Genomic DNA, 21,412 nt, shown 5'->3' with positions numbered 1-21,412 from the left:
CGTGACACAAGGAGCCCCGCCGGATGAAAAAGCTGCTCACCTTCCTGTTATTGTTAATCCTTGCCGGCATGGCCCTTTACTGGTTGAACCGGCCCAAGCCCATTGAAGTCTCACTGACCAGCGTTGAAACCGGCGTTGTGGAACAGCTCGCCGCCAACAGCCGTGCCGGCACCGTCCGTGCCTGCCGCCGTTCTCGCCTGTCGATGCCTCAGGGTGGTCGCGTCGAGCGGCTTCTGGTTGACGAGGGCGATCACGTAGAACAGGGGCAGCCACTGCTTGAACTCTGGAATGCCGACCTTAAGGCACGCCTTGAAGAAGTTGCCGCCACGTTGAAAGCCCGTGAGATTCATACGGCAGCGGTATGCCATTCAGCCGCATTGGCGCAGCGCGAGGCTCGTCGTACCGAGACCCTGGCTCACGACAGGCTTGCCTCGGACGATCTGCTGGATCAGCGCCAAACCGAAGCACGCCGTTCGGCACTGGCATGCGAAGAGGCTCAGGCACTGACAGAACAGGCCCACGCCACGCTCAAACTGCACCAGGTACTGCTCGATAACACCACCCTGAAGGCGCCCTTTGCCGGGGTCGTCGCCGAGATCAATGGCGAAGTGGGCGAGTATGTCACTCCCTCCCCGCCCGGCGTTCCTACACCGCCGGCCGTTGACCTGATCGACGACAGCTGCCTGTATGTGCGTGCCCCCATCGATGAAGTCGAGGCCGCGCGGCTGGCGGTGGGTCAGCCGGTACGTATCACGCTGGACGCCTTCCGGGGTCAGAGTTTTGCCGGCGAGGTCTCGCGCATTGCGCCCTTTGTCTCCGAACTGGAAAAACAGGCCCGCACCGTCGATGTGGATGTTCGCTTCACCCCCCCACCCACCGATGCTCACCTGCTGGTCGGATACAGTGCCGATATTGAAGTGATCATCCAGCAGCACGCAGACGTGCTGCGTGTGCCGACTGAAACCCTGCTGCAGAACAACCGCGTGCTGCGCTATGACGACGACAGCGGCACCCTGCAGGCCGTGCAACTCAAGACAGGGCTGGGCAACTGGACCTGGACCGAAGTGGTCGAGGGACTTGAGGCAGGCGACCGCATTCTGCGCTCACTGGACAGCGGGGCAGACGACGGCGCCCGGGTGGTACCGGCGCCATGATCCGGTTGCAGCAACTGTGCAAGCGTTATCAGCTGGGGGACGAACCGGTACAGGCGCTGGACCATGTGGACCTTGAGATCGAAGCCGGTGAATACCTCTCTGTCATGGGCCCCTCCGGCTCCGGCAAATCCACCCTGCTGAACATGCTGGGACTGCTGGACACCCCCGACAGCGGACACTACTGGCTCGACGACACGGACATGATGACGCTGAAAGAGGAAGCCCGAGCCGCCGAGCGCAACCGTCGCATCGGCTTCGTGTTTCAGGCTTACCATCTGATTGACCGTCTGACGGCCCGCGAGAACATTGAACTGCCACTGGTGTTGACCGGCACCGAGCCGTCCGCGCGCCGGCCACGGGTGGACGAACTGCTTACACGGCTGGGACTGGAACGCCACGCCAACCACCTGCCCCATCAGCTCTCCGGCGGCCAGCGCCAGCGTGTCGCCATCGCCCGTGCCGTGATCCGCAAACCCGGCCTGCTGTTGGCGGACGAGCCCACCGGCAACCTCGACAGCCACTCGGGACAGGATGTGATCGAACTGCTGGAAGAGCTGAACGAGGACGGTATCACCCTTGTGATCGTCACCCATGATGCCGCCATGGGCAAACGTGCCCGGCGCAGGCTCTGGATGCAGGATGGCCGATTGCTGAAGGATGAGCGAGATGCAGGCCACTGATCTGATCCGATTCAACCTGCGCCTGCTCACGGGGCAATGGTTTCGTACGTTGATGACCCTGCTGGCTACAGCCGTCGGTGTCTCGGCCGTACTGCTGCTGACCGGCATGGGGGAAGGCGCACGCCGCTTCGTGCTGGAAGAGTTCAGCCTGTTGGGCAACGATGTGCTGATCGTGCTGCCGGGGCGCAAGGAAACCACCGGGGGCCTGCCACCCCTGACCGGCGAAGGCACGCGCGACCTCACGCTGGATGATGCCCGAGCGGTACTGGGGCTGCCGGGGGTCAAGGCCGTTGCCCCTCTGGTCGTAGGGCTGACGCAGGCGGAAGCCAACGGTCGCAACCGGGAGTTGATGGTGGTCGGTACCAGTGAGGCATTTTTCCAGATTCGACAGCTCAGCCCCGCCCAGGGACGTCTGCTGCCAGCACTGGAACTGGAGCGGGCCGAGCCGGTCTGCGTCATCGGCCAGGGCGTACGAGAGGACCTGTTCGACCAGACACCGGTACTGGGTCGCTGGCTGCGCACCGCTGACCGGCGCTGCCGCGTCATTGGAGTGCTGGAAAATCGTGGCGTTTCCCTTGGAACTGACATGAGCGAGGCGGTGATCATCCCGGTCGCCAGCGCACAGCAACTATTCGATACTCAGGGACTGTTCCGGCTGTTTGTACAGGTCCGCCATGTTGACATGACCGATGACCTCAAACCGGCCATTCTTGATCTGATTCAGGCACGTCATCAGGGCGAGCGAGACGTCACCCTGATCACACAGGACAGCCTGCTGGGCGTTTTCAATGACATTCTGCAACTGCTGACACTGGCGGTCGGGGCCATTGCGGCCATCAGTCTGGTGGTCGCCGGCATTCTGATCATGAACATCACCCTGATCAGCGTCAGCCAGCGCACCTCGGAGATCGGGCTGCTCAAGGCTCTGGGCGCCAGCGAGCGTCAGGTGCACCGCCTGTTTCTCAGCGAGGCACTGATGATGGCACTGCTGGGTGCCGCACTGGGCGTACTGATCGGTTATGCGCTGCTCTGGACCGGCCACTGGCTCTGGCCGCAGTTCCCGGTTTCGGTTCCGGGGTGGGCGCTGGCCGGGGCCATTCTGCTGGCCATCGCAGTGGCATTGCTGTTTGCCTGGCTGCCGGCACGCAAGGCCGCCCGCCTGCCCCCTGTTCTGGCACTCAAGGGCATTACCGATGCGCAGCGCTGACTATATCCGCCTGACCCTGACCAGCCTGCGCGCCAGCCGCATGCGCAGCAGCCTGACCATTCTGGGCATCGCCATCGGCATCTGTGCGGTGGTGCTGCTGACGACGCTGGGCGCAGGCATTCGTCTCTATGTGCTGGAAAACTTTTCCCAGTTCGGCACCCGCATCATCGCCATCAACCCGGGAAAATCCCAGACCGGCGGCACAGGAGGCCTGCTTGCCAGCACCCGCCCCTTGCTGGTTGAGGATGCCTGGAGCCTGCAGTCTCTGCCCTTTGTGGAACATGTGGTTCCGGTGGTTCAGGGCAGCGGCGCCATTGAATTCGGCCGGCGTGTACGTCACACCGATATTATCGGCAGCGGCAGCGACATGGCCGCGGCCTGGCGCTTCGAGATCGCTCAGGGACGCTTTCTGCCCGACAGTCGCAACGGTTACCCACAGCCCTGGGCAGTACTGGGTCACAAGGTCAAACAGGAACTCTTTGGCACACAGAGTGCGCTTGGCCAGTTCATCCGCGTGGGGGGCGAACGCTACCGGGTGGTGGGTGTCATGACCGAAAAGGGACAGATGCTGGGCTTCGATCTGGACGACATCGTCTACATCCCGGTGGAGCGCGCCCTGAGCCTGTTCAACCGCAGCGGCCTGATGGAGATCGACGTGACCTATCGCCCCGGGATCAGCGCATCCGCCATGGCCGAACAGGTTCGCCAGCGGCTGATTGACCGCCATGGTGTCGAGGACTTTTCCCTCATCACTCAGGATGAGATGCTGAAGAGCCTTGATCGTATTCTCGGTATCCTGACGCTGGCCGTTGGTGGACTGGGCGGCATATCCCTGCTGGTCGGCGCCATCGGCATCGTGACCATCATGGTCACCACCGTACATGAACGCCGCGCCGAAATTGGCCTGCTGCGCGCCGTTGGCGCAACCCGTCGGCAGGTGATGTGGCTGTTTCTGGGTGAAGCCGTACTGCTCTCGCTGCTGGGTGGCATCGCCGGCATTCTGCTCAGCGGTCTGGCACTGGCCGCACTGGCCTTGGGCATCCCCGGTCTGCCCATACAGCTTGACCCGTTTTACCTGCTGCTGGCACTGGCACTCTCCGCACTGGTGGGGCTTATCTCGGGCGTATTGCCGGCCAAGCGCGCCGCCGGCCTAAACCCGGTGTTGGCGCTGCAGAGTGAGTGAGGCGGTTACACAGGTGCTGCGTAGCTATGCAAACCCCAGCCCGTTTACGTGCAACTGGAAATGATTTGTACAGGGTGAACAACCTTTCTAGTGCTTATAATTGGTGTTGCTAATTTATTATGTAATGCTAGACTCAATGAGAATGCTTTTGAATTCCGCAAAAGATAGCGATTTATTAGTGTCGTTTTTTTGACACGCTGTTTTTAATGCTGTTCAGCGACAAACAAGGATGTTCAAATGAAGCTGAAAATACTATTTCACAGTAGCAGCATATACGCCATTCCGAAACGCTCACCTCAATCGAGTCGCAGTCGCAGTCGCAGTCGCAGTCGCAGGGCAAATTGCACCAGCATTTTGAGTCGTGTCGTTTTTGCCCCGCGATCTTTCAGTCAGTCAAAATTCTCTGCACGAAACACCAGAGTCAAGGAAGCCAGCATCGCGCGTTGCCCATTAATAGTGGAAGCATCTTGCTCGTTAGACGCTAGGCCTGCTGGGCTAACTCATCGTGGCTCATTGATATCATCAATATAACGTCATGGATTTATTAAGATAAGCATGAACATTGCTGCTAATAAACCACATCAAGCTTGGTCATAGAGTTCTGGACACTTTATATAAGTGAAGTGGAAAGAGCGTGATCTATATAACGCATTAACACTTTAAAAGGATTTAATGATGAGCAAAATGCTTCGAATTGCATCGGTCACAGGGCTTCTGCTTGCAGCGCAAGGCTTCTCTTCGATCGCAAATGCTGCATGTACGCTACAGTTTACGTCACCCAGTGATGGTACGACCGTCAGGTCATCTACTATCACCGTATACGGTCAAGGTGGTGCGGATGCTCAGCATGGTGACTATGGCACCGTTACCGCCACCCTAAACGGCACCCCATTTTTCAATTACTCAGGATCTTTTACCGCTGCCGTGAGTTTCCTGGAAACGCGTGGAGTGTCTGTTAACCTGAGAGAAGGTAACAATTTCTTTTCAGTATCAGGAAGTGCCGGCGGATGCAGTGCAACGGACAACATGAACCTGTTCTACGACCCTGAGGTCACTCTAGGAAAGAATAAAGGTGAACCCGAAACCCTTGCCTGTGATGCACCCAGCAATTCACAGGGGAATCCCATCAACACGGCGATCGGTAACAAATTCCAGAAGGAAGAAGACTATCGTGCGAATGGGCCGTATCCACTGTTCTTCGCTCGGCATTATAACAGTGTAGATGGTTACTGGAGGCACAATTATTCCACACGCCTGAACATCACGAGTGGACTCATCACATTAATCCTAGCTGATGGTCGTGAGTCAGCATTTACTGTTACTGGCAGCACGATCACTCCCAGCCCAGCAGAGTTGGGAACCTTGGAACAAAGCGGTACTGGGTGGCGATATACCTCTTCCAGGCAGGACGTTTTCGACTTCGATAGTCAGGGGCGTCTCACACGGATGGCCAATATCAACGGACAATTTCATGTGCTGACCTATGGTGCAACTGATGTACTGGTAGAAGATACATTTGGCCGTCAGTTGACATTCACTCAGGATGAACACTTCCAACCGCTTTCGTTGGTCACTAGCTCTTTGTCGACCACTTACACCTACGATTCGTCACGTCTGACTCAGGTTACTACCCTGGCGGGTGGTCAGACGTTTGAGCGCACATTTCACTACGAGAACGCTACTTACCCGCAATTCCTGACGGGCATCACCGATGAGCGGGGGATACGTTATGTCACCTGGGAATACGACTCATCGGGACGCGCTACTAAAAGCGTTCATGCAGACGGCGCTGATGAGACCAGCATCGTTTATAACACCGATGGTTCGGTGACTGTCACAAATGCGCTTGGTCGTGAAGTGACCTACCACTACGTCGTCATTGACGGTGTGAAGCGTATAGCATCGATAGATGGCGAGCCAACGCCTAATTGCCCTGCCAGTAACTCCAGCTACAGCTATGACACCAGGGGTTTACTGACAAGCAAAACAGATGAACGCGGGATTGTGACCGTTTACCAATACAACAGTCGCGGACTGGAAACGAGTAGAACGGAAGCAAGCGGGACCCCTGAGGCACGGACAATCACAACCCAGTGGCACCCGACTTTACAGCTACCGGTCATGATTACCGAGCCGCAGCGAGTCACTGAGATGACGTATGACGCTACCGGGCGTCTATTGAGTCAGGTGGTGACGCCGCAGCCCTGATAGTTTTCAAACCTGAACACTATCGGAGCTGCCATCCAGGGTGGATATGGCATACAAGGACAATACGTGAGGAATGACACTATGATGAAGCATTTGGGCACACACCTGCTAGGCGGCGTTTTATTACTGGCGTTAGGCGTCAACGCGGCGCACGCTAATCGCAGCTGGACTTACACCTATCATCCCGATACTGCCGGGACAAATGGCCCGATTCCTGGCCAGCTGGCAACAGCTGATGGCCCCCGTACTGATGTGCAAGATGTCACCAGTTACGACTACGATGCGCAAGGCAACTTGATTCAGGTGACCAATGCCCTTGGCCAAGTGAGTGAGATCACTGCGCATGATGCCGACGGACGGCCTCTGACATTAGTTGACCCTAACGGGGTATTAACGACGCTGGCCTATGATGGCCTTGGCCGACTGATAACGCGCATCACCGCCGGCGCCACCACCGGTTTTACATATGATGCTATCGGTAATCTGACCGGTATCACCTTACCCGACCAAACAACACTTACTTACCTCTACGATGATACCGGTCGTGTGAGTGCCATTGCCGACTCGCTTGGCAACCGCATCGAGTATGTTTTAGACGCCGCAGGCAATCGAGTCGAAGAGCGTATTCTGGATGCAAATGAAAGCCTGCGTTATACCCGTGCTCAAGTATATGACGAACTCTCGCGTTTGCTTGAGGTGGTGGGGCTCAATGGCAGTCAGCAACGGCAATATGACTTAAATGGCAACCTGGTCCAAGCCATCGACGGGGAAGCCAACACGACTGCGCATGCTTTTGATGCCCTGAACCGGCTTACACAGACAACAGACGCCTTGCAAGGGCAGACATTGTATTCATATGACAGTCTGAACCAGCTGACATCCGTGTCTGATCCAAATGGCCACACCACCCAGTATGTTTACAATGGCTACGGTGACAGGGTGCAGCAAATCAGCCCTGATACGGGGACAACGAGCTACACCTATGATTCCGCCGGCAACCTAACAGGCGAAACTGATGCTAACGGACAGCAAACCCATTACGCGTACGATGCACTCAATCGTCTGATCGAGATCGAAGACCCTTATGATCCGAGTCAGACGATAACCCTGACGTACGATGACCCCAACGCAAGTTATGGTATTGGTCAACTCACCAATATCACAGGGCCGAACACAAATATCAGTTACGATTATACAGCGCGAGGATTGAAAGCCAGCGTTACCCACGTACTGGGTGGCATTGCCCAGACCATTGAGTATGGATACAACGACGCCGACGTCTTGTCTTCAATCACTTACCCGAGTGGACGGGTCGTACTGTTTCAGCGAGACGCCGTGGGGAATATTGAGTCTATTTCCACAGTCCAGGGCGGTGTGACGACAACGCTGGCCAACAGCATTACCCATGCCCCCTTCGGGCCCGTCAGTGGGTTGACCTATGGCAACGGGCTAACGCTAACCAATACATACGACAGCCAATACCGGCTCACCGCTACTCAGGTCGGCCAGTTACTCGACCGGAATTACAGCTTTAATGGCAACGATGATATTACGGGTATCAATCAGGAGGTCACCGGTCAGTTAGTCTTTGATTATGACCCTCTGCGTCGGCTGGAATATGCGCAAACGCCCTCCACTATCCTAAGCTGGACTTACGATAGCAACGGAAACCGCTTGAGTGAAACAGCTGGCCAGTTGGTGGATACGTACTACGTCGACAGCTGGAGCAACCGTCTGCTCGAAATCAGTGGTTCAACGCAAAGTATTTACACGTACGACGCGAACGGCAATGTACTGAGTAAAGGTGGCCTGAGCTTCAGCTACGACCGCTACAACAGCCTCACCAGTGTGAGCGGCACGGTAAGCGCGACCTACACGTACAATGCCAATCGTCAGCGTACAAGCAAGACTGTTAATGGCCAGACCACCTACTACCTGTACAATCAATCCGGGCAGCTGCTGGCCGAGCTTGATCATAGCGGGCAGACAAAGGTTGAGTATGTCTGGTTGGGCACACAGCCACTGGCGGTGATTCATTCAGGCCCCGCTTCAGCCGTCGTATACTACATACATACTGACCACCTCAATACACCGCAGGTCGTAAGTGATAATCAGGGAACGGTGGTCTGGCGGGCGGACTATGATGCATTTGGGCAAGCATCTGTTGCCCCTGGGAGTATCCTGACATTCAACCTCCGCTTTCCTGGCCAGTATTTTGACAGTGAAACGGGGCTACATTACAACTACTATCGGGATTACGACCCCAGTACGGGGCGGTATCTTCAGAGTGATCCGATTGGGCTTGAGGGTGGCCTCAACACATATGCGTATGTGAATGGCAATCCTTTAATCTTCACTGACCCTGAAGGTCTGAGAGGGTTAAGAAATAACTCTCGATTTGGTTCGTGGGCTCCGCCTCCTGGGCAAGCAGCAACAAACTTACAGGTTAATATCCTAAGGAATCAGATTAGAAGATATGATCCTGCTTTTAGTTATTCAACTGTACGCCCATCAGGACCACGGGGTCGATACAATCGAAGTGATGTTGCCTCATTGCAACAATATCTAAACAATGCTCAAAGTTCTGGATTCTGCGGCCCTGGTGCATCCCAACTTCCTAATTTCATGAGAAATGGGCAGGTATCTCAAAGTAATCTAGAAGGCATTATTCCTAGCGGAGTACCAAATACTTGGCGCTCATCTGAACAGTTACCAAGTGGTTTTAGATATCGCTGGAGTAACAATGGCGTTAACTTTGAAGCATGGGGTCATGGGCCAAACCCAACAGCTCCGCAAGGCAGTTATTCAAGAAGTAACCCTACAATGACTTTACGTGTAAATAGAAGAACAGTAACTTCTACAGGTACAACTGTTAGAAATGCTCGAAGTGAACAAAATGCACCATTAGTGCATATACCTCTCTTACCATAGGGGGCTAAAGTGAAACTAGAAGATGTAAAAATTGAAATTGCTAATGCTCCAACTATTCCATCTAAAGATGAAACTTGGTGCTTAATTGATAAACTATTATCAGTATCAGACTTGGAAATTAATACGGAACTAGAGTTTTCTGACGCACTGCTAAATTTGATAAATAAGGCATCTGAGATTTATGAGCCTATAACAGAGGAGCAAACTGAAAAATCCATTTTTTGGATGAGTAAGATATGGGATGAAGATAATGCTGAATTAGCCGATTCTATACTTACCATATCTGCGAATATAGCTCCCAATAAATCTAAGGTTTTTTTAAATGATCTACTAGAAAAATCGAAAAACAATGAAATACGAGTCTTAATTAAAGAAACGATTCAGGAGCTCTAAATTTCCTGTACAGCTATTGAATTGGCCTGCATTAGTAGGCCTTTTTTGTTCCAAAACTGTCATTTTCACCAGCAGCGTATGCACACTTTTCCGGTTTCAGTTGTCACATTTGACGAGCACGTTTTGCATTCAAGGCCAGCGACTACAGATGTGGAGGCCGGTGAAAGTGACAGGGCCTGCTGGTTTGGCGTGAACGGCTGTGCCAAATTGCGGTGCGATCAGATCGAAGAGCGCCTAACCTTTTGACTCTTCAAACTTTTACCACCCTGTTAATTTCGAAGTGAATTAGTTGGGCTACTCCGTCCAGCTGCTCTTCCAGGTTCGTTAGAAGGTGTGCAAAACTCTGCATCAGCCGACCAGCCTCATAGGCTGATGCAGCAACTTTTTGATGCAGAAACGCGATAAATCCACGTAGGAAACTGTTGGGTATAAGACACGAATGGCAATGTACTGAGTAAAGGTGGCCTGAGCTTCAGCTACGACCGCTACAACAGTCTCACCAGTGTGAGCGGCTATACGTACAATGCTCATCGTCAGCGTACAAGCAAAACTGTTAATGGCCAAACCACCTACTACCTGTACAATCAATCCGGGCAGCTGCTGGCCGAGCTTGATCATAGCGGGCAGACAAAGGTGGAGTATGTCTGGTTGGGCACACAACCACTGGCGGTGATTCATTCAGGCCCCGCTTCAGCCGTCGTATACTACATACACACTGACCATCTCAATACACCACAGGTCGTGAGTGATAATCAGGGAACGGTGGTCTGGCGGGCGGACTATGATGCGTTTGGGAAAGCATCTGTTGCTTCTGGAAGTATCCTGACATTCAACCTCCGCTTTCCTGGTCAGTATTTTGACAGTGAAACGGGGCTACATTACAACTACTATCGGGATTACGACCCCAGTACGGGGCGGTATATTCAGAGTGATCCGATTGGGCTTCAGGGTGGGTTGAATACGTATGCGTATGTAGAGGGCAATCCGTTGACCTTTTATGACCCTATGGGCTTAGCCGGAACAGCTGCGACAGCAGGGGTTAATGCAGTAGCTGGTGCCACAGGGGCTGCTGCGGGAAGCTCCATATTTGGTAGTGCGGGTAATCAATTAGGAGGTCCTGGTAGTTTTGATTATAACGGCTATCACCCTATGGATCCTACACTTTATCCACAAAGTAGTAGTGATATTGAATGGCCCGATGAGTTACCTAAGCCTTTGGATCCTTGGACTGATACGAATACGGAAATATGTGAAGTGCCGACTTCAGACCTGCCTTTCGATACTAATAGGGAACCACCGAATAATGCTTGCGGTAAAATTGCAAAGAAAATAACAGAGACTTGTAAACGAGCAGGAGGTTCTGCAACGTATTGTGCCGCTCAAGGTATGGCATTTTACTTCTTATGTATATTAGGTACGTAAATCATCTGCGGTGAAATATTTTTATGTTCAATTCAACAAGTATATTAAAATTTAATGTTAAAGTTCCTAATAGTATTCGTTACGGGATGATTGAGGGAGCCTTAAGAAAAAATAATTTAAGGAAAGCTTATAAGAAAAGTTTGGAAGGCGTCATTGGGCGAAATGAAAATACAAACCATTTAGGTGAATGGTTTTGGTGGAGATACTTTGGCATTTGCCTGAAAATTGCTCAAGAAATTAATGTTGAACAGGATATATGCTACTTTAAAAACTTAGCTAATACTTATAAAGACGATAACTATGATCAGCGATTGGTATCTGAGTGTTTTATTGAATTATCAAGATGGGCGTTTAAATTAAAAGATAAAAAAATAATGCTTGATTTTGTTGACAAAGCTATAGCTAAAGACCCTTCTTGGGCTGAACCTTATTTTTTGAAAGGGTGGTTTGGTTTGTTTTTGACAGAAATTGACAGCATTGCATTTTTTAACGAAGCCGTATCCCTTGATGAAAATTATATAAGTAGAATAAAGAATGATAAAGAGTGTGATAAAAAATCAGATGTGAAATTATTTGTTGAAAGTTTTTATCTAAATAAAAAATAAATATGCCTAGAATAGATTTTGGCCGTGAATTCTGACCAGCGCGGCGTGCGCACCTTTCGGTTTGGGTGTGCACGCCTGGCCAGCAGGGTGTGCATTCGGAGCCAGCGCCTGCAAGTGTGGGGGCCGGTGAAAGTGACAGGGCCTACTGGTGTGGCGTGAATGGCTGTGCCGGTTTGCCGTGCATGTGGTGCTGTTAGTCGAGATATGACGACAACGCTAGCCAACAGCATTACCCATGCCCCCTTCGGGCCCGTCAGTGGGTTGACCTATGGCAACGGGCTAACTCTAACCAACACATACGACAGCCAATACCGGCTCACCGATACTCAGGTCGGCCAGTTACTCGACCGGAATTACAGCTTTAATGGCAACGATGATATTACGGGTATCAATCAGGAGGTCACCGGTCAGTTAGTCTTTGATTATGACCCTCTGCGTCGGCTGGAATATGCGCAAACGCCCTCCACTATCCTAAGCTGGACTTACGACAGCAACGGAAACCGCTTGAGTGAAACAGCTGGCCAGTTGGTGGATACGTACTACGTCGACAGCTGGAGCAACCGTCTGCTCGAAATCAGTGGTTCAACGCAAAGTATTTACACGTACGACGCGAATGGCAATGTACTGAGTAAAGGTGGCCTGAACTTCAGCTACGACCGCTACAACAGTCTCACCAGTGTGAGCGGCACGGTAAGCGCAACCTACACGTACAATGCCAATCGTCAGCGTACAAGTAAGACTGTTAATGGCCAAACCACCTACTACCTGTACAATCAATCCGGGCAGCTGCTGGCCGAGCTTGATCATAGCGGGCAGACAAAGGTGGAGTATGTCTGGTTGGGCACACAGCCACTGGCGGTGATTCATTCAGGCCCCGCTTCAGCCGTCGTATACTACATACACACTGATCATCTCAATACACCGCAGGTCGTGAGTGATAATCAGGGAACGGTGGTCTGGCGGGCGGACTATGATGCATTTGGGCAAGCATCTGTTGCCCCTGGGAGTATCCTGACATTCAACCTCCGCTTTCCTGGCCAGTATTTTGACAGTGAAACGGGGCTACATTACAACTACTTCAGGGATTACGACCCCAGTACGGGGCGGTATATTCAGAGTGATCCGATTGGGCTTCAGGGTGGATTGAACACGTATGGTTATGTAGAAAATAATCCGTTGATTTATAGTGATCCGTTCGGGCTCCTACGTTGGAGAGGAACAGCGACAAGTGTTGGTGTAGTTGGTGGAGTAGGAGCTACAGCGACACGCTATGAACTCACTTCAGATTGGGTAGACGGAAAGAGAGCGACTGTTACCGTTATCGGGGTTGGGCCAGCCCTAGGTGTTGGAGCTGATGTAACAACAGCAAGCAGTTGCGTTGAGTTTACAGAACCATTCGAATTTATAAAGCCTGAATTATTTAACGGACAGTATGTTTCCGATCAAGTGGGATGGTCTATGTTATGGGCCGGTTACGGGTCTGGTGTTACACAGCTAGGAGAGGCATGGAACGTATCACATGGGAAAATCGATTTTGGCTGGGATGCAAGTTGGTCATTGACAGTTGGTTCTTCAACTGTTGTAGATGTCGAATGGGAAGAACGGTGATAAATGCATGAAAAAGTTTTTCGCTGTAGTGTTTGCGTGCATCGCTGCATCAATAGGGACATCTATTTTATTGGGAATAATTATCATAGCCACATTGGGTCAAAAATATGATTTTGTTTTATTTGGAGAATACTCAATTATTACAAAAATCATATTGATGATATGTTACTACCCAGTCATGAATAGATATCTAAAGGTGTAAAGGTAGATTAGGTTTGGGTGCTAAGGAGGTTGTTCACGCCGGTTAAGTTCGGGATGCTGGTTATCGCCAAATAAACAGCACAGAGCAACCGACATGAACAACCCACATAAGAATGCACGAACCACGCCCCATATTCGAGCCCTGATGAGGGTGTTCAAAACTCTGTGTCAGTCAACCAGCTTCATAGGCTGATGTGATGCACCTTTTGGTGCAGAAACGTGATAAATCTACGTGGGAAACTGTGGGGAATAAGACGCGAATGGCAATGTACTGAGTAAAGGCGGCCTGAGCTTCAGCTACGACCGCTACAACAGTCTCACCAGTGTGAGCGGCACGGTAAGCGCAACCTACACGTACAATGCCAATCGTCAGCGTACAAGCAAGACTGTTAATGGCCAAACCACCTACTACCTGTACAATCAATCCGGGCAGCTGCTGGCCGAGCTTGATCATAGCGGGCAGACAAAGGTGGAGTATGTCTGGTTGGGCACACAGCCACTGGCGGTGATTCATTCAGGCCCCGCTTCAGCCGTCGTATACTACATACACACTGATCATCTCAATACACCGCAGGTCGTGAGTGATAATCAGGGAACGGTGGTCTGGCGGGCGGACTATGATGCATTTGGGAAAGCATCTGTTGCTTCTGGGAGTATCCTGACATTCAACCTCCGTTTTCCTGGCCAGTATTTTGACAGTGAAACGGGACTACATTACAACTACTATCGGGATTACGACCCCAGTACGGGGCGGTATCTTCAGAGTGATCCGATTGGGTTAGCAGGAGGGCTTAACAGTTATGCTTATGTCCAAAATAATCCAGCTAATTGGCTTGATCCGTGGGGGCTCTACACTGAAATAGTCCAGTGGGGGAGATCACCTGGGTTTACAGGACGATGGGGACACATTTCGGGTAATGTTAATGGTAAAAATTGGTCATATGGTCCACATGGCTGGGATACAAAATATCCAACATTTTCGGACTATGCCAATCGCCAGGCTGATCCAGATATTGATCGCGGAGGTCGTGGAATTGTCCTAGATTTGCCCCCTGAAGAAGAAGCACAGTTACAGCAATGCATACAGGGTTATGATGATTACAATGGCATTACTAATAACTGCGGGAGTCCTTGGGTAGGTTGTCTATAAAAACTTGGAGTTGTTGATTCGAGTGATAAAGCTCGGGTGCTCCCTTATGACATATATAAAATAATTAATTCCTCTCCTCGAGTGAAAGGAAATATATATTATCCTGGAACTCATAATCCGGTTGGATATGAATCTAATTAGAAAACAGGTGTGGCCATACAATGCGATACTTTTTGTGGATTGTATTTCCATTATTCTTACTTTTAATAATGGCCTATTTTTATTATTGGCCAGAGATTATTGTTCTGCGGGCTGAAGAAGAATTGGCATTAGGTGAGAGTCCTGTTGATCCACCATCGGGTAGAAATTTTGTTACCAAACTAAATTCTGGTGATGAGGTATACGTGATCGATTGTCAGGATATTAAAACTGATTTTGTGCTTTTGGTTCGGACAAAAAACGGGGATGAGGGGTATATAGCAGGCGGAGAGTATGCTTTATATAATAAAGATTTGAGCTTGTCATCGCTTATGTATGATTCAGAAGTTGTCGTATTTTCATGTCGAGGAATGTTAGAGAACAGATTCGCTAATTAATTAAAAAGGGAATGAGTTTATTGGGTGCTAGATATACCGTAGCACCTCATTAATGTTTTGGCCAAATGCTCCATGTGGCCAGCACGGTGTGCACACCTTTCCGGTTTGGGTGTGCACGCCTGGCCAGCAGGGTGTGCATTCGAGGCCAGCGCCTACATGTGTTTGGGCCGGTGAAAGTGACAGGGCCTGCTGGTTTGCCGTGCATGTGGTGCTGTTAGTCGAGATATGACGACAACGCTGGCCAACAGCATTACCCATGCCCCCTTCGGGCCTGTCAGTGGGTTGACCTACGGCAACGGGCTAACGCTAACCAACACATACGACAGCCAATACCGGCTCACCGATACTCAGGTCGGCCAGTTACTCGACCGGAATTACAGCTTTAATGGCAACGATGATATTACAGGTATCAATCAGGAGGTCACCGGTCAGTTAGTCTTTGATTATGACCCTCTGCGTCGGCTGGAATATGCGCAAACACCCTCCACTATCCTAAGCTGGACTTACGACAGCAACGGAAACCGCTTGAGTGAAACAGCTGGCCAGTCGGTGGATACGTACTACGTCGACAGCTGGAGCAACCGTCTGCTCGAGATCAGTGGTTCAACGCAAAGTATTTACACGTACGACGCGAATGGCAATGTACTGAGTAAAGGGGGCCTGAACTTCAGCTACGACCGCTACAACAGTCTCACCAGTGTGAGCGGCACGGTAAGCGCAACCTACACGTACAATGCTCATCGTCAGCGTACAAGTAAGACTGTTAATGGCCAAACCACCTACTACCTGTACAATCAATCCGGGCAGCTGCTGGCCGAGCTTGATCATAGCGGGCAGACAAAGGTGGAGTATGTCTGGTTGGGCACACAGCCACTGGCGGTGATTCATTCAGGCCCCGCTTCAGCCGTCGTATACTACATACACACTGATCATCTCAATACACCGCAGGTCGTGAGTGATAATCAGGGAACGGTGGTCTGGCGGGCGGACTATGATGCATTTGGGAAAGCATCTGTTGCTTCTGGGAGTATCCTGACATTCAACCTCCGTTTTCCTGGCCAGTATTTTGATAGTGAAACGGGACTACATTACAACTACTATCGGGATTACGACCCCAGTACGGGGCGGTATCTTCAGAGTGATCCGATTGGGCTAAGAGGAGGACTGAACACTTATTTTTATGTGGGAGGTAATCCGCTCAATTACTATGATCCTGATGGGCTAAGATGGAGAAAAAAGCTAGCTGAATGGCTCATAGTAATTGCAGAAGGCTTGTCTGACGATGATCCAGGTTTCCCTGATAGTGGACGTAAAATACCGGATCCTGTTGACGAAAAGGGAAAAACTGAACAGCCATACGAGCCAAGACCAAAACCAAATGACCCAGATAAAAAGAAAAAGGGGAATAAAGTCCCCGGTTTATGCTTATCTGTTTTCGATTGTGGTATAAAAAATTCCTGTGCTCTGGGGGAAGCACCACAGAATGTTTGTGATCTATTTGATTACCCAACACCTTATGATCTTCCTGACTGCTAGCGAAGAAAGGAAAATGAAATATTATATCATCTATATAAAAAGTTTTTTTCCTGACTGGAATAAGATATTATACCCATTATTAATTTTGGTTTTTTTTATTTTTTTTGGTTTAGATCAGGTCTTATATGATGCTACGCCAGCTAAAGGCATTGTTATAGAATCTTCTTATAAAAGCACTATTACAGGGAATGTGAAATACTTGACTTTCATAAACATAGAAAACCAGAAGATTGGGTCGGTTAAATTATATTCCGATGAAAAATACGAAGCTGGTGACCCTATAGAGTTATTAAAAAAAGAGTCTATTATATTAAGAAGGGTTAATTATGATTTAATATTAATGCCAGAATAAATTATAAATTGAGTTTATCTTAGAATTAGGTGTGTGCATTCTTACCAGTATCGTGTACACACCTTTCGAGGGTGTTCAAAGCTTGTACAGTGTCAGCCAACCAGCCTCATCGGCTGATGTGGCAACCTTATTAGCGCAGAAACGTGATAAATCCACGTAGGAAACTGTGGGGTATAAGACACGAATGGCAATGTACTGAGTAAAGGCCTAAGCTTCAGCTACGGCCGCTACAACAGCCTCACCAGTGTGAGCAGCACGGTAAGCGCAACCTACACGTACAATGCCAATCGTCAGCGTACAAGTAAGACTGTTAATGGCCAAACCACCTATTATCTGTACAATCAATCCGGGCAGCTGCTGGCCGAGCTTGATCATAGCGGGCAGACAAAAGTGGAATATGTCTGGTTGGGCACACAGCCACTGGCGGTAATTCATTCAGGCCCCGCTTCAGCCGTTGTATACTACATACACACTGATCATCTCAATACACCGCAGGTCGTGAGTGATAATCAGGGAACGGTGGTCTGGCGGGCGGACTATGATGCATTTGGGCAAGCATCTGTTGCCCCTGGGAGTATCCTGACATTCAACCTCCGTTTTCCTGGTCAGTATTTTGACAGTGAAACGGGGCTACATTACAACTATTATCGGGATTACGACCCCAGTACGGGACGGTATCTTCAGAGTGATCCGATTGGGTTGGATGGGGGGCTCAATACATACGCTTACGTCTATAACAATCCCATCATGTTTTACGATCCTTATGGTCTTTGGGCATGGGGTGATCCTTTACCACAAGGCACTGTTGATGTTGCTGCGGGCTTTGGTGATGGTATTTCATTTGGCCTGACTGATTGGCTCAGAGATCAAATGGGTACAAATGGGGCTGTCGATCATTGCTCTGCCCTATATCAATCTGGTGAAGCTGGAGGCACTTTAGTACCCGTAACAGGAGCTGGTGGCTGGTTGTACAAAGGTTTTAAGGTTGGCAAGGAATATAAGATTGGTAAAGATATACGAATAGCTCCGTATGGTAACAGAACCAACCATAAGTATGGTCGCTGGCCGCATTATCACCGTAGAGGCAATCCGGGAGCTGATGGTCAAACCCAGCCGGGACAGGGAATTAATAGACATAGACCTTTCCAACCTAGCCCGCACGATAAGAAATGGACGGATAGATTCTAATGAATATGTATAACTTTCCGATTATTATTGCTGAAGGGTTAGATGTTAACTTTTACATGTCTGTATCCAGCGTACAAGACTCTATAGAAGCCGTTGATATTCAGAATGATGTATACAAGGCTTATGATTCTTTGGGAAACAAGATAGTTCTGTCCATCATTGACGATAAGATTTATATTAAGATTGATTATGAAAACAACCTTAAAATAGAGCTAGAAAAACTACTAATCGATTTCTTAACAGCTATTGAATTTAAGTTCAGTGAAAAAGAAGAAAGTTTGGCAAGCCTTTTAAAAAAATGTAGTAAGTTCTATCAGTAAAAATTATTTTAAAAATAATTATATAGGCCAGCGTAATGCTGGCCCTTTTCTTATTAAAATAATTGTCATTTTCACCAGCATAGCGTGCCACCTTTTCGGGGGGGATTACCCTGGTTTCGGTGTGCACGCCTAGCCAGCAGGCTGTGCATTCGAGGCCAGCGCATACAAAAGGAGGTTCAAAACTCTATGTCAGTCAACCAGCTTCATAGGCTGATGTGGCAACCTTTTGGTTCAGAAACGTGATAAATCTACGTGGGAAACTGTGGGGAATAAGACGCGAATGGCAATGTACTGAGTAAAGGGGGCCTGAGCTTCAGCTACGACCGCTACAACAGTCTCACCAGTGTGAGCGGCACGGTAAGCGCAACCTACACGTACAATGCTCATCGTCAGCGTACAAGTAAGACTGTTAATGGCCAAACCACCTACTACCTGTACAATCAATCCGGGCAGCTGCTGGCCGAGCTTGATCATAGCGGGCAGACAAAGGTGGAGTATGTCTGGTTGGGCACACAGCCACTGGCGGTGATTCATTCAGGCCCCGCTTCAGCCGTCGTATACTACATACATACTGACCACCTCAATACACCGCAGGTCGTGAGTGATAATCAGGGAACGGTGGTCTGGCGGGCGGACTATGATGCATTTGGGCAAGCCGCTGTTGCCCCTGGGAGTACGGGAATTCAGATAATAAGTGCGACACTCATGGTTGAACGGCGAGAGGTAGCCAACTGCTGACAGTGGTACGCTTCATCTCGCCAAAGGTAGAAGTAAGTATCACCATGAGTTATCAGCAGTTGACCGAGGGGAAACGATACCAGATATCGGTTCTTCTTGCGCAGGGAAGTCCAGCAACAGCGATTGCCCAAGCAGTCAAAGTCCATCGTTCGACGGTCTATCGGGAGTTGAAACGCAACAGTAGCCGAGAGGCATACAATCCCGGCAAAGCGCATCAACAGGCCATGCGGAGGCGTACAGGTGCCGCCAAATACCGCTTGCCGGAACGGGTCGTTCGCTATGTGGAATTGACTTTATCCTGGCGGTGGAGCCCGGAACAGATCAGCGGCGTCAGCAAGCTCATCGGCCTACCGGTGAGCCACGAGTGGATCTACCGCCATGTGGCGGCGGACAGGGTGCGTGGCGGCAAGCTTTACAAAGCGCTGCGCCAGGGCCATAAACGGTATCGTAGAGGCGCCAACAGCAAGCGTTCGGTGATCCCTGATCCGCGCTCGATAGATGAGCGCCCGTCGATTGTGGATACGCGAGAGCGCTTCGGTGACTGGGAGGTTGATACGGTGCTGGGCAAGCATGGTAGCGGTGCCCTAGTTACCTTGGCTGAGCGCAAAAGCAGGTTGTATCTGGTCCGCAAAGTAGCAGCCAAACGGGCCAGTGATGTGCGGGATGCCATCATCGATATGCTCAAGCCCTATGCGGCGTATGTGCACACGATTACGGCGGATAACGGGAGCGAATTCGTAGAGCACAAGGCTATAACCAAAGCGCTGGGCGCGGAGTTCTATTTTGCCCACCCGTACTCGTCATGGGAGCGAGGGCTGAACGAGAACTTTAACGGCCTGCTACGCCAATACATCCCGAAAGGTACGGATCTGCGGATGATCACCGGCGAGGATGTCCGCAAGGCAGAAAAACAGTTAAACCTGAGGCCTCGCAAATGCCTCGGGTTCAGGCAGCCCGAAATTGTATTCCAGGAATACCTTCAGGCTGCATAGGCGGGTGTCGCACTTCGGAGTTGAATTCGCGGATGACTAAGGTCATGGGGAAAGCTGCGAAGGGGTAAATAACCCTAAAACATTAATGGCCCGCATTGCGGGCCATTATTTAAAGTGAGTGTCCTATTTATTTTCCACGTTCATTTTATTTTTTGTAACCAAACCCACACCACTGTTGATCAATATCGGACTAACTATCACAACACTCTGCATAAAAACCACAAAAGCTAATTTGAAGGATAAAGTGGTTGGAGCATCATGATAAAAACTATCCCCTAACCCGGTAAGATATAGCACGGTTAAGCCAACAGCAGCCACTGGAAAGGCAGCGATCAAACACCGTAAATTTTCACCTACTATCAAACCGACATATAGACTTAGCCACCAAGCATTAATTAATGAATATGCATTTCGTGAATCCGAGTGTGAAAATATAACTTGCATCATCACATATCCAACAATGAAGCAAGCTATATGAATTACACCGATGTAGATTGGGTTACTAATTTTCATATTATGGAATTACTGTCAAAGGAATTATGCCATCGGGGTCATTAAGAATATCATTTAATAGTCCATCCGTTTGGTCATTTCCGGTAATCCCGCCACCTATATCAATACAACCAGCAGACCCATCCCCACTACCACCATGTAAGAAAAAGCCGTCTCTACCAAAGGTGTTTGTTCCATCATTTGGATTTAATGGCATTCGCCAATCACCCCAGTCGCCTCGTGTATTACGTGCTAAATCGCCAAAGAATCCGGGATTAGTTAAATTGCTTGCATTTCCAGTATATCCACCGGTAGGAATTGGTCCCTGATTTCTTGCAGTTTGATCAGTTGAACCATTTCGCCCAGATGATGACGGAATGTTATATGGAGACGATCCATTTTGCGGATCAACTGTAAGAGTGCCACTTGATTGGTCATATTGAAGCGCAGTAAGTCCCAAAGGATCGATGTACATCACTGGATTACTGTTCACGTAAACGTAGGTATTGAGTCCCC

At 50.1% G+C, this 21,412-nt stretch carries 20 protein-coding genes; 18 read left to right on the top strand and 2 right to left on the bottom strand.

Annotation, left to right across the window (positions count from 1 at the left end; all coding sequences use genetic code 11):
• Positions 1–23 precede the first annotated feature (23 nt).
• The 18 genes from ACAM29_RS00100 to ACAM29_RS00015 all read left to right on the top strand — a co-directional run bounded on the left by ACAM29_RS00100 (position 24) and on the right by ACAM29_RS00015 (position 20,404).
• A complete protein-coding gene (locus tag ACAM29_RS00100) occupies positions 24–1,154 on the top strand; it encodes an efflux RND transporter periplasmic adaptor subunit (RefSeq protein WP_369622783.1) in 1,131 nt (376 codons plus the stop codon).
• Positions 1,151–1,834 carry an ABC transporter ATP-binding protein gene (locus ACAM29_RS00095; protein WP_369622782.1) on the top strand — a complete coding sequence of 228 codons (684 nt, stop codon included), beginning with the start codon at positions 1,151–1,153 and terminating at the stop codon, positions 1,832–1,834. The genes ACAM29_RS00100 and ACAM29_RS00095 overlap by 4 nt, the downstream gene beginning before the upstream one ends.
• Positions 1,821–3,041, top strand: a complete 1,221-nt coding sequence (locus tag ACAM29_RS00090; protein WP_369622781.1) for an ABC transporter permease — start codon at positions 1,821–1,823, stop codon at positions 3,039–3,041. Before ACAM29_RS00095 ends, ACAM29_RS00090 begins: the two co-directional genes overlap by 14 nt.
• Positions 3,028–4,224: an ABC transporter permease gene (locus ACAM29_RS00085; RefSeq protein ID WP_369622780.1), complete on the top strand. Its 1,197-nt coding sequence runs from the start codon at positions 3,028–3,030 to the stop codon at positions 4,222–4,224. The genes ACAM29_RS00090 and ACAM29_RS00085 overlap by 14 nt, the downstream gene beginning before the upstream one ends.
• A 675-nt stretch (positions 4,225–4,899) precedes the next feature.
• Positions 4,900–6,432 (top strand): DUF6531 domain-containing protein, encoded by a 1,533-nt coding sequence (locus ACAM29_RS00080; protein ID WP_369622779.1) that lies wholly within the window; start codon positions 4,900–4,902, stop codon positions 6,430–6,432.
• An 81-nt stretch (positions 6,433–6,513) separates the two neighbouring features.
• Positions 6,514–9,363, top strand: a complete 2,850-nt coding sequence (locus ACAM29_RS00075) for an RHS repeat-associated core domain-containing protein (RefSeq protein ID WP_369622778.1) — start codon at positions 6,514–6,516, stop codon at positions 9,361–9,363.
• Between the two features lie 9 nt (positions 9,364–9,372).
• A complete protein-coding gene (locus tag ACAM29_RS00070) occupies positions 9,373–9,756 on the top strand; it encodes a hypothetical protein (protein WP_369622777.1) in 384 nt (127 codons plus the stop codon).
• A gap of 504 nt (positions 9,757–10,260) precedes the next feature.
• Positions 10,261–11,178: an RHS repeat-associated core domain-containing protein gene (locus ACAM29_RS00065; RefSeq protein ID WP_369622776.1), complete on the top strand. Its 918-nt coding sequence runs from the start codon at positions 10,261–10,263 to the stop codon at positions 11,176–11,178.
• A gap of 23 nt (positions 11,179–11,201) precedes the next feature.
• On the top strand, positions 11,202–11,783 hold the full coding sequence (locus ACAM29_RS00060; RefSeq protein WP_369622775.1) for a hypothetical protein: 582 nt from the start codon (positions 11,202–11,204) through the stop codon (positions 11,781–11,783).
• Positions 11,784–11,942: 159 nt separating this feature from the next.
• Positions 11,943–13,391 carry an RHS repeat-associated core domain-containing protein gene (locus ACAM29_RS00055; protein WP_369622774.1) on the top strand — a complete coding sequence of 483 codons (1,449 nt, stop codon included), beginning with the start codon at positions 11,943–11,945 and terminating at the stop codon, positions 13,389–13,391.
• A gap of 526 nt (positions 13,392–13,917) precedes the next feature.
• Positions 13,918–14,742, top strand: coding sequence for an RHS repeat-associated core domain-containing protein (locus ACAM29_RS00050; RefSeq protein WP_369622773.1), 825 nt, complete (start codon positions 13,918–13,920; stop codon positions 14,740–14,742).
• A 161-nt stretch (positions 14,743–14,903) separates the two neighbouring features.
• Entirely contained in the window at positions 14,904–15,278 is a 375-nt protein-coding gene (locus tag ACAM29_RS00045) for a hypothetical protein (RefSeq protein WP_369622772.1), read from the top strand.
• 225 nt (positions 15,279–15,503) lie between these two features.
• Positions 15,504–16,814 (top strand): RHS repeat-associated core domain-containing protein, encoded by a 1,311-nt coding sequence (locus tag ACAM29_RS00040; protein WP_369622771.1) that lies wholly within the window; start codon positions 15,504–15,506, stop codon positions 16,812–16,814.
• A gap of 13 nt (positions 16,815–16,827) precedes the next feature.
• Positions 16,828–17,166, top strand: coding sequence for a hypothetical protein (locus ACAM29_RS00035; RefSeq protein ID WP_369622770.1), 339 nt, complete (start codon positions 16,828–16,830; stop codon positions 17,164–17,166).
• Between the two features lie 246 nt (positions 17,167–17,412).
• Entirely contained in the window at positions 17,413–18,354 is a 942-nt protein-coding gene (locus tag ACAM29_RS00030; protein WP_369622769.1) for an RHS repeat-associated core domain-containing protein, read from the top strand.
• Positions 18,354–18,674, top strand: a complete 321-nt coding sequence (locus ACAM29_RS00025) for a hypothetical protein (protein ID WP_369622768.1) — start codon at positions 18,354–18,356, stop codon at positions 18,672–18,674. Before ACAM29_RS00030 ends, ACAM29_RS00025 begins: the two co-directional genes overlap by 1 nt.
• A 345-nt stretch (positions 18,675–19,019) precedes the next feature.
• The gene (locus ACAM29_RS00020; protein WP_369622767.1) at positions 19,020–19,412 is read left to right on the top strand and encodes an RHS domain-containing protein; all 393 of its coding nucleotides are present in this window, start codon (positions 19,020–19,022) and stop codon (positions 19,410–19,412) included.
• A 44-nt stretch (positions 19,413–19,456) separates the two neighbouring features.
• On the top strand, positions 19,457–20,404 hold the full coding sequence (locus tag ACAM29_RS00015) for an IS30 family transposase (protein WP_369622766.1): 948 nt from the start codon (positions 19,457–19,459) through the stop codon (positions 20,402–20,404).
• A gap of 123 nt (positions 20,405–20,527) precedes the next feature.
• Here the strand turns inward: ACAM29_RS00015 and ACAM29_RS00010 are convergent, their stop codons facing one another.
• Positions 20,528–20,917 carry a hypothetical protein gene (locus ACAM29_RS00010; protein WP_369622765.1) on the bottom strand — a complete coding sequence of 130 codons (390 nt, stop codon included), beginning with the start codon at positions 20,915–20,917 and terminating at the stop codon, positions 20,528–20,530.
• Position 20,918: 1 nt separating this feature from the next.
• Positions 20,919–21,412 (bottom strand): tlde1 domain-containing protein (locus tag ACAM29_RS00005; RefSeq protein WP_369622764.1); only part of this gene is annotated, 494 nt, incomplete at its 5' end.

The sequence above is a fragment of the Marinobacterium sp. BA1 genome (genome assembly GCF_041155135.1).
GTDB lineage: Bacteria > Pseudomonadota > Gammaproteobacteria > Pseudomonadales > Balneatricaceae > Marinobacterium > Marinobacterium iners.
The sequence above is the reverse complement of the archived record's forward strand: the minus strand, read 5'-3'. Positions and strand labels throughout refer to the sequence as shown.